The sequence below is a fragment of the Aeromonas sp. FDAARGOS 1407 genome (genome assembly GCF_019048725.1).
In the GTDB taxonomy this organism is placed as follows: domain Bacteria; phylum Pseudomonadota; class Gammaproteobacteria; order Enterobacterales; family Aeromonadaceae; genus Aeromonas; species Aeromonas enteropelogenes.
Genome location: NZ_CP077399.1, coordinates 412,501 through 429,126, shown reverse-complemented (window position 1 = coordinate 429,126; position 16,626 = coordinate 412,501). Strand labels below are relative to the sequence as shown.

The window sequence follows — 16,626 nt, the reverse complement described above, 5'->3', positions numbered from 1 at the left end:
CCTCCGGGGCCAGTACAAAGCCAGCCTGTGATGGGCTGGCTTTTATGTTTGTGCGTCAGGGCGTGGCGCCGTATGTCTCGAAAACCTTCAGATAGCGACCATCCTGCTTCATGGCGGTGAGCTGGCGGTCAAACAATTCCCGTGTGTCGGGTGAGCGAAACGCAAAGTGATAGATGGTGGGAGGGAACAGATCCGCCTGGTTGATCTGGGCCCGTTGATAGCGTTCGCCGGAATGAGGATGGGTGATCAGCTGGTCCAGATAGTAGTAGAACACCCGCTCTTCCAGCACGATGGCATCGACTCTGCCACGCAGCAGCTGGTGTACCTGGCCTTGCTGCTTGGCAACCTCTTCATAGCGGGGATTCTGGCTGACCATGGTGGCAAAGTGTTCTCCCAGGATAACTTTCGCGCGCTGAAAAGAGGTGACTCTCAGGTGTCGCAGCTCATCCAGTGTGGTGACGGGGTGGTCGTACAGGGTAAAAACCCGGTTATGAAAGGTGATGACAGGTTGGGTCAGGAAGCGGCTATCTATCATGCCGGGTCTGACGTTGATGATGGCATCCAGTTTGCCGGACTTGAACATGCGAAAGGTGCGCTCCAGCGGCAGAAATTCGAACTGAAGCTGGTATTGGGTGCCGGTAAAGGCTTGCGTCAGCAGATCCAGTTCTATGCCACGCTTTTCCCCTTCGATGACATAGGGAGGAATGGCAAAACTGACTCCGACCCTGAGAGGTTTTGCCAGCAGGCATCCGGGGGCAAGGGCGATCAGCAACAGCAGGACATGGACAATCAGCTTCATCGCACCTCGTACGAACGATCCTGTCGATACATCAATCTGGTTGGAGTGCCTTAAACTGGCAAAATTCTGCTTACTGGCAGCTCAAAAAAAGCCCTGGCTAGGCAGGGCTTTTGCATTGCTTCATTTTAGAACGGAATATCGTCGTCGAAATCCATCGGCGGCTCGTTATAGACCGGCGGAGCTGACTGGGGCTGCTGAGCCGGACGGCCGTAACCACCCTGCTGCTGCATGTTCTGCTGCGGAGCGGGACGCTGCTGGTTCATCGGCTGCTGCATGGCCTGCTGCGGCTGGCCCCAGCCACCCTGGTTCTGGCCACCCATACCCTGACCAGCGCCTTGCGGACGGCCACCCAGCATCTGCATCACGCCGCTGAAGCTGTCGACCAGCACTTCGGTGGTGTAGCGTTCCTGGCCGCTCTGATCCTGCCATTTGCGGGTTTGCAGCTTGCCTTCCACATAGACCTGGGAACCCTTTTTCAGGTATTCACCGGCGACTTCGGCCAGCTTGCCCATGAAGACGACGCGGTGCCATTCGGTGCGCTCTTTCTGCTCGCCGGTTTGCTTGTCGCGCCAGGTTTCAGAGGTGGCCAGGGTAATGTTGGTCACAGCACCGCCACTCGGCATGTAGCGTACTTCCGGGTCTTGCCCGAGGTTACCGATCAGAATGACTTTATTGATGCCTCGACTGGCCATAATCTCTCTTCCACCTTTATATTCCGGCCAGGCAGCAAGCCTGGGCCAACCAAATGAGTTCCGCGATTTTTATCTGTGCCATGCTGTTATCGCATTGAACAACATGGTTTTCTATAACCCTTGTAGCAGTCAGGCTGATGATCGCTGATTACCTGGCACAGGTTTAGCGCACAATAGTAACAGCTGATGCGCCCCTGCGCATCATCCAGCGAGCGTACTCGCAGGTCAGGCGGCGGGTGAAGGGTCTCTGTTGACAACCCGCTCCGGCGTGGCCGCTTATCGTCAAAAAGGATAACCGCGATAGATAATGCCTGTCTATTCATCCAGTAGTCTCTGTGCCATACTGGCTCGCTCTGGTCTGTGTATCGAGCGTGCAACAAGATGGAAAAGATCGTGGTCCGGGGTGCTCGCACCCACAACCTCAAGAACATCAACCTGACCCTGCCCCGCGACAAGCTGATCGTGGTCACCGGCCTCTCCGGCTCGGGCAAATCCTCCCTGGCGTTCGATACCCTCTATGCCGAGGGGCAGCGCCGTTATGTGGAGTCGCTCTCCGCTTATGCCCGCCAGTTCCTCTCCCTGATGGAGAAGCCGGACGTGGACCACATCGAGGGGCTCTCCCCGGCCATCTCCATCGAACAGAAGTCCACCTCCCACAACCCGCGCTCCACGGTCGGCACCATCACCGAAATTTACGACTACTTGCGTCTGCTGTTTGCCCGGGTCGGCGAGCCGCGCTGCCCGACCCACGGCATCCCGCTCACCGCCCAGACCATCAGCCAGATGGTGGACCAGGTGCTGGCCCAGCCGGAAGGCGCCAAGCTGATGCTGCTTGCCCCCGTGGTGCGCAACCGCAAAGGGGAGCACGTCAAGCTGCTGGAGAACCTGGCGGCCCAGGGTTATATCCGTGCCCGCATCGACGGGGAGGTGTGTGATCTCTCGGATCCCCCGACCCTGGAGCTGCAAAAGAAGCACACCATCGAGGTTGTGGTGGACCGCTTCAAGGTGCGTGACGATCTGCAGCAACGCCTCGCCGAGTCGTTCGAGACGGCGCTGACTCTCTCCGGCGGCATCGTCCTGGTGGCGCCCATGGACGGAGATGAGGGGGAGACCCTGACTTTCTCGGCCAACTTCGCCTGCCCCGAGTGTGGCCACTCGGTCTCGGAGCTGGAGCCGCGCATCTTCTCCTTCAATAACCCGGCCGGCGCCTGCCCCACCTGCGACGGTCTCGGGGTGCAGCAGTACTTCGATCCGGACAAGGTGATCCACGATCCGGGCCAGAGCCTGGCCGGTGGCGCCATCCGCGGTTGGGACAAGCGCAGCTTCTACTACTTCCAGATGCTCAAATCCCTGGCCGAGCATTACGACTTCGATCTGGAGGCGCCTTGGGAGGATCTGCCACCCAAGGTGCAGGAGGTGATCCTGCGTGGCTCCGGACGCGGCGACGTGGAGTTCCGCTACATGAACGACCGCGGCGACGTGGTGGTGCGCAAGCACCCGTTCGAGGGGATCCTGCACAACATGGAGCGGCGCTACCGGGAGACCGAGTCCAACGCGGTGCGTGAAGAGCTCTCCAAATACATCGCCAACAAGCCCTGCGCCAGTTGCGGCGGTAGTCGGCTGCGGGAAGAGGCGCGCCACGTCTTCATCGAAAACCGCAACCTGCCGGCCATTGCCGACGACTCCATCGGTGACGCTCTCACCTTCTTCGCCGGCCTGACCCTGACCGGCCAGCGCGCCCAGATCGCCGAGAAGATCTTGAAAGAGATCGTCGAGCGGCTCGGCTTCCTGGTGAACGTCGGCCTCAACTATTTGAGCCTGTCGCGCAGCGCCGAGACTCTTTCCGGCGGCGAGGCCCAGCGGATCCGGCTGGCCAGCCAGATCGGCGCCGGTCTGGTGGGGGTCATGTATGTGCTGGATGAGCCTTCCATCGGCCTGCACCAGCGCGACAACGAGCGGCTGCTCAAGACGCTCACTCACCTGCGCGATCTCGGCAACACGGTGATCGTGGTGGAGCACGACGAGGACGCCATTCGCCTCGCCGACCACGTGCTCGACATCGGCCCGGGGGCCGGGGTGCACGGCGGCGCCATCGTCGCCCAGGGCACACCGGCGGAGATCATTGCGAACCCCGAGTCCCTCACCGGTGACTACCTCTCCGGTCGCAAGCAGATCGCCATCCCAGCCGAGCGCACGCCGCTCACCGGCAAGTGGTTGAAATTGAAAGGGGCGAGCGGCAACAACCTGCGTAACGTCAACCTGGATCTGCCAATCGGGGTGATGACCTGCGTTACCGGGGTCTCCGGCTCCGGCAAGTCGACCCTGATCAATGACACCCTGTTCCGTATCGCCCACCGCGAGCTGAACAAGGCGACCGAGTCGACCCCGGCTCCCTATCGCAGCATCGAGGGGCTGGAGCACCTGGACAAGGTGGTGGACATCGACCAGAGCCCCATCGGCCGCACCCCGCGCTCCAACCCAGCTACCTACACCGGCCTGTTCACCCCGATCCGCGAGCTGCTCTCCGGCACCCAGGAGGCGCGCTCGCGCGGCTATCAGCCGGGCCGCTTCTCCTTCAACGTGAAAGGGGGCCGTTGCGAGGCGTGCCAGGGGGATGGGGTCATCAAGGTGGAGATGCACTTCCTGCCGGACGTCTACGTGCCGTGCGACGTCTGCAAGGGCAAGCGCTACAACCGCGAGACCCTGGAGGTGAAGTACAAGGGCAAGAACATCCACGAGATCCTCGAGATGACGGTGGAAGATGCCCGCGCCTTCTTCGATCCGGTGCCGGCGGTGGCGCGCAAGCTGCAAACCCTGATGGACGTAGGCCTCTCCTACATCCGCCTAGGCCAGTCGGCGACCACGCTGTCGGGGGGCGAGGCGCAGCGGGTCAAGCTGGCGCGCGAGCTCTCCAAGCGCGACACCGGCCAGACCCTCTACATCCTGGACGAGCCGACCACTGGGCTGCACTTCCATGACATCCAGCAGTTGCTCAAGGTGCTGCACCAGCTGCGGGATCGCGGCAACACCATCGTCATCATCGAGCACAACCTGGACGTCATCAAAACTGCCGACTGGATCGTCGATCTGGGGCCCGAAGGGGGCTCGGGGGGTGGCCGCATCCTGGTTACCGGCACGCCGGAGGCGATCTGCGCCAACAAGGAATCCCACACGGCGCGTTTTTTAGGGCCGATGCTGGCGAAATAAACTGCGTAATGAGAGAGGGGCCATCGGCTCCTCTCTGCTATCAAATCCACTAGATTGAAAGAGGCATTTCAATGCCGACAGGCTACTGAACTGCCATTGGCAACTACATGGTGACGTATGACCAGATCTCCCCGCTCCCTCGATCATCTGCTGGCATATTCCATGATCCCCATCTGGGTTGGGGCCATCTTGATGTTGCTGGTGTTGATCGCGCTGACGCAAGTACCGGCCGCCACCCGTATCGAAGAGCAGCGGGTGAAAGAGCATCTGGTGCGAGTGCTCAAGGCGATTCAACTCGATATCAGAGCGGTGGATGCCTTTACCCGGGATTGGGGGATCTGGGATGACAGTTACTACTTCATCACCCATCACAACCGTGACTATATCGAGGCCAATCTGCTCAGCGACATGCCGATGCGGGATTTCGGTCTCAACCTGATCAGCTACATGGACCTTCAGGGGAACGAGATCTGGACCCACACCCAGTTGCCGGAAAATAACGACTCCGGTACCACGGCGACCGAGTTGCCCAATTTCCTCGATGATCTGAAACGTCAGCTGCGTCAGGACTCCCTGGCGCAAGGCACGGTCAATCTGCACGGGATCCGGAATTCCCTGTGGGGGCCCCTCATCTTCTCCTGGCAGCCTATCCACCTCAGCGATGGCAGCGGTACGCCCAACGGTTTTCTGCTGGCATTGCGCTGGCTGGATCGTCCCTACATCGAGCAGATTTCCGAACGTACCGCACTGCCGATCATGATTGTCCCCGCTCGCCAGGGTGAGGGGGAGACGGGTTTTCAGCCACTGCAGGCGCAGATGACCTATCGCCTCATCGATCTTGGCCTGCAACGGGTTCGTGGTGAGGGGCGTCTGCTCAACAATGCTGGCCAGCCGGTGGTGACCCTGGTGCTGGAAGAGGAGCGGAAGGTGCTGCAAGCTACCCTGGAGGGGGCCTTGCTGACGTTTGCCGGCATGCTGGTCGTGAGTGCGCTGTGCATGCTGCTCGCCATGCACAGGTTGAAGAGCATAGTGCTGACCCCTCTGCATCAGCTGATGACGGCGTTGCAGCGTTTTGGCGACAAGCCGGATGTGGCGCAGATCCCCCATATCGACAGCAGTACCGAGTTGGCGACTCTCAGCAGCAAGATGCGTGAAATGGCCGGCAAGGTGAGTCAGCAACACGATGAGTTGTTGGCCAGATCCAACCTTATGGAGATGGCGGCCTTTACGGATCCTCTGACCCGTTGTTTCAACCGCCGTTACCTGGAGGGGTGGTTACAGGATCACAGGGCTGAACCCTGTACGCTGTTGCTGCTGGATCTCGATCACTTCAAGCGGATCAACGACAAATTTGGTCACGACGTCGGGGATCTGGTGCTGCAACAGTTGGCTGAGCTGCTCAGAAAGCTGGTGACAACCGATGTCGGGCCGATCGTCCGGCTGGGGGGAGAAGAGTTTCTGCTGTTGTTGCAAGTCGAAGACGAATGCGAGATTGCGCTGTGGGTGGAACGGCTCAGGCTGCGCGTCGCCAGTCATCGTTTCGGCAGGGAAGAGACACCGCTCTGGCTGACGGTTTCCTTGGGATATTGCCGTTATCCGTTACACCCTTCGATGGTCGACAGCTTCTGGAGCCATAGCTTCAAGTTGGCGGATATGGCTCTCTATCGTGCCAAGCAGGAAGGGCGCAACCAGTGGCAGGGTTACACGGGAACCTTGCCACCAGATGCGATCGCGCTGACTCCCGAGCAGATTGTCGATGGCGATCATCTGCAGCTGAACAGGCTGGAGTTCCGGGATCAGCCCTGCCGAACCAGTACCAGATAAGCCATGGCGACGATAAAACCGATCAGGATAAAGAGAAAGGATCCTATCCCCCACACGGCGGCGAGAAATGCCCCCACCTTTTGCCATCTCGACTCATTCTTCATAAATAAATAATTACTTTCCAGTAACTTGCGTGCCACAAAAATACGCTCGTCAGGCCTTGCACACAACTGTTAATTGTTTATTCCGCAAAATGGATAAGATGCCTTAATTCGGCATATTTAGTCGCAATCAGACGGGCGAAATAAAGTCGTGTGAGTGATGGCTGGTGTGTCGCAAATAGTGTGACGGCAACGAAAATTTGCCAATAAAGATGCCATGCCAATCAATCTATTTCTGCTTAACATTTGTCCCAAATCAATAACCATGCACTTACAAGCTTTTATAGTCAGCACGCTTACAGCATCGAATGACAACAAAAAAAGGACTTAGTGATGAAAAAGATTCTTCCTCTGATGATTGCAGCAGCCCTGACCTCTCCCTTCGCCATGGCACACCAGGCTGGCGATATTCTGGTGCGTGGTGGTGTCGCGGTAGTTTCTCCTCAAGAGAGTAGCGATGACGTATTGGGCAAAGGTGAATTCGACATCAAGAATGACACGCAGCTGGGACTGACTCTGAGCTACATGATCACTGACAACTGGGGCGTCGAGTTGCTGGCTGCTACTCCTTTCTCCCACAAGGTCAGCACTCCTGGCCTGGGTGAGATAGCCAAGGTTAAACATCTCCCTCCGACACTGATGGGCCAATACTACTTTGGCGATGCCCAGAGCAAAGTTCGTCCATACATCGGGGTTGGTGTGAACTACACCACCTTCTTTGATGAGAAAGGAGTAGGGGCTCTCGATGGCGCCAATATCAACCTTGACGATTCCTGGGGCCTGGCTGGTCAAGTCGGCATTGATATGGCGATAACCGACCGCTGGTTTGTAAACGGTTCGGCTTGGATCATGGATATTGATACTGATGTCAATGTTGAAGGTGTCGGCACCTTCAAGACCAATATCGATCCCATGGTCTTTATGGTCGGCGTCGGCTACCGCTTCTAATAACCGGATTCTGATGGCGTAATGCCGCAGATATATAGCTAAGCACGTCTCCTTTCAGCCCGGCTCGGTCCGGGCTTTTTTATGTCTGCCATTAATTACAAAGTGATTAATTAGCCTCGGCAGATCAATAAAATAGCTCCTCTCCTCCCTCTATAATGCGCCGTTTCTGCCGATAGTGACTATGTTCACTTTACCTTTCCCCACGAGCGAGGATGTCTCCATGGGTTTATCTATTGTGCAGCGGATCATCGCCGGATTTGTGTTGATGCTGCTGTTGCTGATCCTGCTTGGTGTGATCAGCACCTTTAAAATCAAGGGTATCAATGACGGTCTCTCCGCCGTCTCCGATCGGGCGACCCCCCTGGTGGTGGCGGTGGCCAATCTCAAGGGGGCATTGCAAGAGAGCAATCGCTGGGTGCTGGTTTACCGCACCAGTGAAGATGCTGCTCAACTGCCGCAGTTCGCCAACCAGTTCAAGGAGCAGCAAGCCCGCTTCACCCAGCTGAGCCAGGAGATGGGCAAGTTTACCGAAGTGGCGGAGGCGCGTGCCCGCTTCCGGCAGGTAGAGAGTGCGACCGGCCAGTTCTATAGCCTGGCGGAACAAGTGCTGGCCCAGCATGGCAAGTGGGTCGATGCCCTGGCGCAGCGGCACAAATTGCAGCTGGAGTTTATCCGGCTCGAGGACACCTATCAGTGGGCCGCCGATCTGCTGTTGCAGCAGAGTGCCAGCAAGCGCTCCATGCGCAACAAGGCCGAGCTCATCACCTCGGGGATCGCACGGGATCTGAAGAATATTCGCCGGGCCGATGCCAAGACGGATCTCAATGAGCTGGAAAAGGTGCTCAGCAAGGACATTGAGATGGCCCGCAAGCGCCTGGAACGCGTGCTGGTGCCGGATGATGTGAAGCAGCGTTTCGTGACCAATCTGGATCGGATGCAGGAGCTGGCACTGGGCCCGCAAGGCTTGCTGGCCACCATGCGTCAGGCACAACAACTGGAGCTGGCGCTGGTCAGCCTGAACCAGCAGCTGGATGCCAGCCTGGCCAGCAGCCTGAGCCTGCTTGACGAAATGGGTCAGTCGGCCGGTTCCATTGCCAGCGAGAGTCGCGTCAATGCCGATGCCGCCGTCAGCAGCGCCAGTTTCTGGATCCTGATCGTGGCCACCGTCTCGGCGGCTGCGGCGCTGCTCATCGGTTACACCACGGCACGCAGTATTCAGCGTCCGTTGCAGATGATCAACCGGGAGCTGGAGTACATGGCGGCCGGGGACATGACCCGCCGCATCAATTACCGCAGCAGTTGCGAGTTTGGCAGCCTTTCCCGCTCCATCGACACGCTGGCGGGCAAGACCGGAGAGTTGCTTTCCCAGATCAATGCGGGTTCCCGTCATCTGGTGGAGGAGGCGAGCCGCGCCGCCGAAATCAGCGAACGGGCCATGTCCCGGGTACAGGATCAGAAGAGCCAGACCGATCAGGTGGCGGCTGCCATCACCGAGCTGGAGGTGAGTGCCACTGAGGTGGCCCGTTCCACCGATGGTACCAAACATGAGGTGGATCTGGCCGATGAGGAGGCCAGAAGCGGCCGCCAGAAAGTAGCGACCACCCGTCGCATCACAGAACAGCTGGCCAGCGCCATGGAAGAGGCGGTCGGTATCACCTACAAGCTGGGGGAATTCAGCAACAACATCGGCAGCATTCTCGACGTGATCCGCAGCATCGCCGAGCAGACCAACCTGCTGGCGTTGAACGCGGCCATTGAGGCGGCCCGGGCTGGCGATGCCGGTCGCGGTTTTGCCGTGGTGGCCGACGAGGTACGGGCACTGGCTAACCGGACCCAGACCTCGACCGAGGAGATCCAGAGCATGATCGAAAACTTGCAGAGCTCCAGCAAGCATGTGGTGGAAGTGATGGGGCGCAGCCAGGAGCAGACCCATAGCTGCGTTGAGCAGACCCGCGAGATGGATGCGGCACTGCAATCCATCGCCGATAGGATGAGCGCCATCAAATCGATGGCGGATCAGGTAGCCAATGCCGCCCAGGAGCAGATCTCCGTCAGCCAGGGGGTGGCTCGCCATATCGCCGGCATTGCCGATGTGGCCTACGAGACGGAACGGGAGGCACGAGAGTCGGCCAGCAGCAGTGAAGTGCTGGCGGATCTGGTCGCCAAGCAGCAACAACTTATCGCACATTTCAAGGTCTAGGAGGGCTTATGGCTAACAAGTGGATTGGAGCCCTGAGTCTCCTGTTGTGTGGCCAGCTGATGGCCAGCGAGCTGGTGATCGAGAGCTGGCGTGCCGATGACAAGGCGTTGTGGGAGCAAAAGATCATCCCGGCGTTCGAAGCGACGCATCCGGGGATCAAGGTGACGTTTCATCCGGTGCAAAACGTCAACTATATGCCTACCTTGTTGGAGAACCTGAAGGCCGGCAAGGCGGGGGATCTCATCACCTGCCGCCCGTTTGATGACTCCCTCGCTCTGTTCAAGGCCGGTCATCTGGCCGAGCTGACCGAGATGGCGGGGATGGAGAACTTCCCGAGCTTCGCCCAGTCGCCCTGGCAGACCGACTCCGGTGCCCAGACGTTTTGCGTACCCATGGCGTCCGTTATTCACGGCTTTTTCTACAACAAGAAGATCTTCAGTGAATTGGGGCTGACCCTGCCGCAGACCCGCGACGAGTTCTTCGCCGCGCTCGACAAGGTGAAGGCCGATGGCCGTTATGTGCCGCTGGCCATGAGCGGCGGCGAGAGCTGGGTCTCCTCTGAACTGGGTTTCCAGAACATTGGTCCCAACTACTGGAAAGGGGAAGACGGGCGCCTGGCGCTGATCGGCGGAAACGAGCGGTTCGACAACCCGCATTATGTGAAGGTGTTCGAGGAGCTGGCTCGCTGGCGCCCCTATCTGGGTGAAGGGGGTGAGAGTCGGGATTATGCTGCCACCAACGAGCTGTTCACCTCGGGCAAGGCCGCCTTTTATGTGGCCGGTTCCTGGGAGATAGCACCTTTCACCGGCAAGGTCGATTTCGGCGTCATGCGCCCGCCGGTCGCCAAGCAGGGGGCTGGCTGTTTCTTCACCGATCACACCGACATCGGCATGGGGATGAACCCGGCGAGCAAAAACAAGGAGGCCGCCATGGCATTCCTGCAGTGGCTGACTACGCCCCAGTTTGCCGAGCTCTACACCAACGCGTTGCCGGGCTTTTTCTCCCTCTCCAACCACTTCTTCGACGTCACCAATCCGGCGGCCAGAGAGATGATGGAGTGGCGGGATCAGTGTGATTCCACCATACGGGTGGCTACCCAGATCCTCTCTCGCGGCACACCCAAGCTGGGGGATGAGCTGGCCGAGGTGAGTCAGGCGGTATTGCTGGGCAAAATGGAGCCCAAAGCGGCGGCCGAACGACTGGAACAAGGGCTCAAAGGTTGGTATGCCCCCCATCAGGGCAGCAAGGCCACAGGGCAGGAGTGCCAGTGTGATACCGGCGTGACTCAGACAAGTGCCGTTACTGCGACGCAAACAGCGCCGCAACCTGCCGCGCAGGATGCCGTCGAGCAGGCGCTTTCCAGCGAGTTGGAAACACCGCAACAGTAGAGCATGACCAGTAGATTCTGATTGTGCAGAAAACGGGAGGCATCAGCCTCCCGTTTTTATTGGCGAGTCTGACGGTTCAGGTATCGGAGGGCCAGCGGCAGAGGCTGCCGATGCGGGCCACGGGAGTGAATCCGAGCGAGCGATAAATCCGCTGGGCGTGGTAGTGCTCATCGGCCACTATGATCAGCCGTTCTACCCGCTTCAGCCCTTGTCGTGCCACATGGCTGAGCAACCGGCGGCATAGCCCCCTGTTGCGCCACGCCCTGTGGGTGCGCACCAGCTGGAAACGCCCCATGGTATCGGTAAAGAAGAGGCCACAACTGGCGATCAACTGGCCCTCCTGCCAGATCCCCCACCAATCGCCGAGTCCATCGGCGATCATGGCCTGGTAAAGCCGTTGTCGTGAGTGCAGATAGGCGAGATAGCTGGCCTCGTCATGACTCATGTCTCGCTCATGGAGTTCGAAGTCGAGCCACGTCTGCCAGTCGCTTGCCCGGAATGCACGAAGTTCCTGACCCGGATGAGAAAGCATCACTGGTTGCCAGCTCTGCTCGTCGAGTGCCAGCACCACACACTCCAGATACTGATAACCCGTTGTTACAAATCCGGCTATTCGGCTGTTTTGTCCTTCCGCCAGCGGCCATTGGAAAGTGCGGTGACGGATCCTGGGATCCTGGCCGATCAGTTGATCGAAAGTGGCTTCGAGCCAGCCCTTGTCCCTGTCACTGGGAGGGGTGGAGAGCAGCAGATAGTTGCCGAAGTAGTAGTCGGGGGCATCCGGAGTTCGCACGGCCCAGAACTCGTCATGCCGGGTGACTTCGCCCTGATAGCGGTCGAACAGCAGATCCGTGGCAAAGCCGGGGTGGGTGTCCATGGTGATACTCCTGCAAAGATTCAATCTGTTATCGGCAAGAGCAGGAAGAGGAAAAGGGGCCGGAGAAACCTCCGGCCAAACAATCACACGCAGATTCAGAACGTCCAGGACGATCCGGCTTCATCATAACTCGACCTTGGTGATTTTGGGATGGGGTCAGGGGGTTACTTACCGTTAATTTTGTAAATATGGGACGGCCCGAGTGGAAGAGTGACAAATCAGAGTTGACTTTGGGACGCTTTGCTCATAAATATAGAGACGTTTAGACGTCCAAACATCCGTTTTGACGTACACAGATGGATTGCAGGACAGGGAGAAGAGCAGATGGGATTTCACAGTGCACGTCAGGTTGAGGCGCTCAACCAGAGTCTGGCGGATTTGAATGGCGATATATCGGTCAGCTTCGAGTTTTTTCCGCCCAATAGCGAAGGCATGGAAAATACCTTGTGGCAGTCCATCGAGCGCCTGAAAGTGCTGGAACCCAAGTTCGTCTCCGTGACCTATGGCGCCAACTCCGGCACTCGGGATCGCACCCATAAGGTGATCAAGGACATCAAGGAGCGGACCGGTCTCATCGCGGCGCCGCACCTGACCTGTATCGATGCCAGCCGTGATGAGTTGCGCTCTATCGCCCGTGATTACTGGAATAGCGGCATCCGCCACATAGTGGCGCTGCGTGGTGACCTGCCTCAGGGGGTCGACAAGCCGGACATGTATGCCACCGACCTGGTTGCCCTGCTCAAATCCGAGGCCGATTTCGATATCTCGGTAGCGGCTTATCCGGAAGGGCACCCGGAAGCGAGAAGTGCGCAGTCGGATCTGCTCAACCTCAAGCGCAAGATAGATGCGGGGGCCAACCGTGCCATCACCCAGTTTTTCTTCGATGTGGAGACCTACCTGCGTTTTCGCGATCGCTGTGCTGCCATCGGCATCGACGCCGAAATCGTGCCGGGGATCCTGCCGGTCTCCAACTACCAGACGTTGGCCAAGTTTGCCGGGTTTACCAACGTGAAGATCCCGCGCTGGATGCATCAGCGCTTCGAGGGGCTGGAACATGATCAGATGACCCGTAACATGGTCGGGGCCAGTATCGCCATCGACCAGGTCAGGGTGTTGAGTCAGGAAGGAGTGAAAGATTTCCACTTCTATACCCTGAACCGCTCCGAGCTGACCTACGCCATCTGCCATACCCTTGGGGTCAGGCCGAAAGGACAAGCCTGATGCAACAGATGCAAGATCAAAACAGCCAATGAGTCTCTCATTGGCTGTTTTTTTTATGGCGGCCGGCCATCATCCGGCAGGGGCTATGAAGAGATGATCTGGACTCCTGAGATCAACCCGGCTGGTTGGTGTTACCAGGTGTGTCCGTGTTCTTTGCCTGGTTTACTGCTTTGCGCGACCCCGCGGCCGTGACTGGATCAGGTGCAGGCCAAACCCGATGAGCAGTCCCCAACAGGCGGCGCCGACACCGAGCAGGCTGATGCCGGATGCCGTGATGATGAAAGTGAGCAGGGCCGCTTCTCGCGCCTCATCGTGTTGCAACGCCGTGTGCAGGCTGCTGCCTATAGTGCCAAGCAGCGCCAAGCCAGCCACGCAGGTGATGAATGTCGCAGGGAAGGCGGTAAACAGAGCCGCGACCGTGGCGCCGAAGCAACCGGTCAGCAGATAGAAGCAGCCCGCCCAGACGGCAGCCGGCCAGCGGCGGTTGGCATCCGGATCCACCTCTTTTCCCATGCAAATTGCGGCGGTGATGGCTGCCAGGTTGAAAGCGTAACCCCCAAAGGGGGCGAGCAGCAGGCCGGTCAGGCCGGTCCAGCTGATAAGAGAAGAGGTCGCTGGTTGATAGCCATGAGCCCGCAAGATAGTTATCCCGGGCATGTTCTGGGAGGTCATGGTGACGATAAACAGCGGCAGAGCGATGCCAAGCAGGGCATCGAGGGAGAAAGTCGGCGAGATCCAGACCGGAGTGGCCAGTTGCCAGTGCACGCCGCCAAGTTGCAGCTCTCCTCGCAAAGCACAGATCGCTATCCCGCTCATCAGTACCAGTACCATGGTGTAACGGGGCCAAAGATGGCGGCCCAGCAAAAAGGCCAGCAACAATGAGCCAAGCAGCAAGGGATCCTGCGGAGCAACCTTGAACAGATCCAGGCCGAATCTGAGCAATACCCCGGCCAGCATGGCGGCGGCCAGTGGGGCTGGAATATGGCGCATCAGCCGATCGAACCAGCCACTGATGCCGCACAGGGTGATCAACAGAGAGGAAATGATAAAGGCACCGATGGCCTCAGCCAGAGTAAAGTTGCCGAGACTGGTGATCAGCAGGGCTGCCCCCGGGGTGGACCAGGCTGTGAGCGCGGGGATGCGGTAATAAAGAGAGAGACCGATACAGCTAATCCCCATGCCGATACCGAGCGTCCATAGCCAGGAGGAGACCTGAGCCGCATCCGCCCCGGCTGCCGTTGCCGCTTGAATGATCAGGATGACGGAGCTGGTATAGCCGACCATCACGGCAATAAAGCCTGCCACTATATGGGGAAGCGCGAAGGGCATGGGTGACTCCTGTCGGTTTGTGCGTTATAGCGTACAATATGTCGCCAACTATATCGTTGTGCGTTATAGCGCACAATCGAATTACGCAGGATCTATAGAGGGGTAACCATGCAAGAGATAAATCAGCATCTGGCCCATCGCCTGAGGGGGTTGCGCAGTGAGCTGGGTTGGAGCCTGGATGTAGCGGCGCGGGAGACCGGAGTCAGCAAGGCTATGCTGGGGCAGATCGAGCGGGGAGAGTCCAGCCCTACGGTGGCGACCCTGTGGAAGATTGCCACCGGTTTTCGGGTTTCCTTCTCCAGTTTTATCGAACCCGCTCCGGTTACTCAGGGAGAGGCGCTTTATCGTACTGCCGATGCCATCCGTCAGCAGCCGGCGGGGGAGGGAATGCAGGTTGCTCCTCTCTTTCCCTATGAGAGCCGGTTTGGTTTCGAGTTGCTTGAATTGACTCTGTTACCTGGCTATCAGCGTGAATCCGACCCCCATGAGCCAGGGGTGACCGAGCATGTCATCGTCATCAGTGGCGTGATGGAGGTGCTGGTGGAAGGGGAGTGGCGCTCGCTGACCCAGGGGGAGGCGGTTCGGTTTGCAGCCGACTCCCCCCACGGTTATCGCAATCTGGGTGTGGCTCCCGCAATCTTTCATAACCTGATCCACTATCCGGTTAATCGGTCATGAACAATCTTCCGGGCGATTACCCCGGGCGGCCATCCGCTCTGGGGCTGGTCAGGATGGGGGCATACACCCAGACAAACAGGCCATAAGCCAGGCTCCAGGCCAGGCCGCTCAAGTTCCAGCCATGCAGGGTGTAAGCAGGCCAAAGCAGCGGAACGAGCACCCGCAACAGCGCTGCCACAATGATCAGGACAAAAGCACTGCGGATACGGCGTCCCACTTGCAAGGCGCGACCGCTATGGCCGAGAGAAACCCGTGCGATCATGCCCAGGATCATGGTGCCCAGACAGCCTGCGCTAAGCAGGTGGCTGGCCAAGGAAAGGCTAATGGACATCCCGGCAGCTTGAGCCGCGAGCGCGAGCAAGCCCAAAGGGATGAACAGATAGGCGAGGTGCAACGACCATAGCAGGGGATGACCCAAGGTTGTAGGCAACCGCCAGCGCAGCTGGCGCCACAGGTGCAAGCTTGCCGCCACTATATATAGAGGCGTCATATAAACGCTGGTCGTCCATTGGTTTGGAAAGAGTAGCCAGATCGACAAGAGCAACCATAAAGAGGCTAGCGCGCCACGTTCCAGCCATACCAGCGGAACCGCTTTATCCAAACCAGTGGCTCTGGCGGTAAAAAAGGGAATGACCCGTCCTCCCATCACGGCAATCAGGGTGGTAAACAACAATACCGTGGTGATCAACAAATGTTCTAGGGTGGCCCACTCGCCATGCCATATCCAGCTTGTTCCGTTGAGCAGCGTCAATACCAGCAGTAATGGAACAAAGAAGAGGTTGCGCCATTGTCGGGTGATGATGATGGGCTTGGCGAGGAACCAAGCGCAAAGTGGCAGCCAGGAAAGATCAGCCATCATCAAGAGGGTATTTTCTTCTCCAAGCCAGGGTAGTAGTAGCCGAGGCAACGCCCAAAGACTCACAACCAGAGCCAGTGGCCAGCTTCGCACACCTGGATGGGCCGTCCAGTTTTGTACCGCGGTCAGCAGAAATCCCGAGACGATGGCCGCACCGAACCCAAACAGCATCTCATGGGCATGCCACCAGACAGGGTTGCCGATACCGGGCATCGACAGCCAGCCATTGATTTGCCCTATCCAGCCCAGCATAGCCAGCGTAGAAAACAGGGCGCCCAACAGGAAGAAAGGCCGAAACCCCAAACGAAACAGGGGGAGTATCCGCTCTTCCTTGCGGCTATCCAGAATCTGATGCATGACGACAACCTTAAATAAACATTTCAAAAGTTAATTATAAAGTGACTTTTGAAATGTTCAATTTAAATCAGTGCTGATGATGCCTTGGTGTAAAAACCATCGGAAAATGCATGGTTTGATGGGTATTTGAGCGGTTGAGTCGATATTGGCAA

Annotated in this window: 13 protein-coding genes (1 of these 13 only partly in view); 7 read left to right on the top strand and 6 right to left on the bottom strand. The window is 58.3% G+C overall.

What is annotated here, in order from left to right:
- Positions 1-55 precede the first annotated feature (55 nt).
- Both I6L37_RS02050 and I6L37_RS02045 read right to left on the bottom strand, forming a co-directional pair.
- Positions 56-799, bottom strand: a complete 744-nt coding sequence (locus I6L37_RS02050; protein WP_216993157.1) for an ABC transporter substrate-binding protein — start codon at positions 797-799, stop codon at positions 56-58.
- A 125-nt stretch (positions 800-924) separates the two neighbouring features.
- Positions 925-1,491: a single-stranded DNA-binding protein gene (locus I6L37_RS02045; protein ID WP_026456622.1), complete on the bottom strand. Its 567-nt coding sequence runs from the start codon at positions 1,489-1,491 to the stop codon at positions 925-927.
- 381 nt (positions 1,492-1,872) lie between these two features.
- Here I6L37_RS02045 and uvrA point away from each other — a divergent pair, with 381 nt between their 5' ends.
- The 5 genes from uvrA to I6L37_RS02020 all read left to right on the top strand — a co-directional run bounded on the left by uvrA (position 1,873) and on the right by I6L37_RS02020 (position 11,159).
- Positions 1,873-4,698 (top strand): excinuclease ABC subunit UvrA, encoded by a 2,826-nt coding sequence (gene uvrA, locus I6L37_RS02040; protein ID WP_216993156.1) that lies wholly within the window; start codon positions 1,873-1,875, stop codon positions 4,696-4,698.
- Between the two features lie 117 nt (positions 4,699-4,815).
- Positions 4,816-6,522, top strand: coding sequence for a diguanylate cyclase (locus tag I6L37_RS02035; protein WP_216993155.1), 1,707 nt, complete (start codon positions 4,816-4,818; stop codon positions 6,520-6,522).
- A gap of 434 nt (positions 6,523-6,956) precedes the next feature.
- Positions 6,957-7,571: an outer membrane protein OmpW gene (ompW, locus tag I6L37_RS02030; protein WP_216993154.1), complete on the top strand. Its 615-nt coding sequence runs from the start codon at positions 6,957-6,959 to the stop codon at positions 7,569-7,571.
- A 220-nt stretch (positions 7,572-7,791) separates the two neighbouring features.
- Entirely contained in the window at positions 7,792-9,771 is a 1,980-nt protein-coding gene (locus I6L37_RS02025) for a methyl-accepting chemotaxis protein (RefSeq protein WP_216993153.1), read from the top strand.
- An 8-nt stretch (positions 9,772-9,779) separates the two neighbouring features.
- On the top strand, positions 9,780-11,159 hold the full coding sequence (locus tag I6L37_RS02020) for an ABC transporter substrate-binding protein (protein WP_216993152.1): 1,380 nt from the start codon (positions 9,780-9,782) through the stop codon (positions 11,157-11,159).
- Positions 11,160-11,235: 76 nt separating this feature from the next.
- Here the strand turns inward: I6L37_RS02020 and I6L37_RS02015 are convergent, their stop codons facing one another.
- Positions 11,236-12,033, bottom strand: a complete 798-nt coding sequence (locus I6L37_RS02015) for a GNAT family N-acetyltransferase (protein WP_201942519.1) — start codon at positions 12,031-12,033, stop codon at positions 11,236-11,238.
- A 324-nt stretch (positions 12,034-12,357) separates the two neighbouring features.
- Here I6L37_RS02015 and metF point away from each other — a divergent pair, with 324 nt between their 5' ends.
- Positions 12,358-13,254: a methylenetetrahydrofolate reductase gene (metF, locus tag I6L37_RS02010; protein ID WP_026456938.1), complete on the top strand. Its 897-nt coding sequence runs from the start codon at positions 12,358-12,360 to the stop codon at positions 13,252-13,254.
- 162 nt (positions 13,255-13,416) lie between these two features.
- Here metF and I6L37_RS02005 read toward each other — a convergent pair whose 3' ends face one another.
- The gene (locus I6L37_RS02005; protein ID WP_216993151.1) at positions 13,417-14,583 is read right to left on the bottom strand and encodes a benzoate/H(+) symporter BenE family transporter; all 1,167 of its coding nucleotides are present in this window, start codon (positions 14,581-14,583) and stop codon (positions 13,417-13,419) included.
- 108 nt (positions 14,584-14,691) lie between these two features.
- Between I6L37_RS02005 and I6L37_RS02000 the strand changes: the two genes are divergently transcribed.
- Entirely contained in the window at positions 14,692-15,261 is a 570-nt protein-coding gene (locus I6L37_RS02000) for a helix-turn-helix domain-containing protein (RefSeq protein WP_042029093.1), read from the top strand.
- A 16-nt stretch (positions 15,262-15,277) separates the two neighbouring features.
- Here the strand turns inward: I6L37_RS02000 and I6L37_RS01995 are convergent, their stop codons facing one another.
- Both I6L37_RS01995 and I6L37_RS01990 read right to left on the bottom strand, forming a co-directional pair.
- Positions 15,278-16,474: an NnrS family protein gene (locus I6L37_RS01995; RefSeq protein ID WP_216993150.1), complete on the bottom strand. Its 1,197-nt coding sequence runs from the start codon at positions 16,472-16,474 to the stop codon at positions 15,278-15,280.
- Between the two features lie 67 nt (positions 16,475-16,541).
- Positions 16,542-16,626: the end of a hypothetical protein gene (locus I6L37_RS01990; protein ID WP_216993149.1), read on the bottom strand. Its footprint extends 287 nt past the window's final position; 85 of the gene's 372 nt are visible here — the last part of the coding sequence; its start codon lies off the right edge, out of view; the stop codon is at positions 16,542-16,544.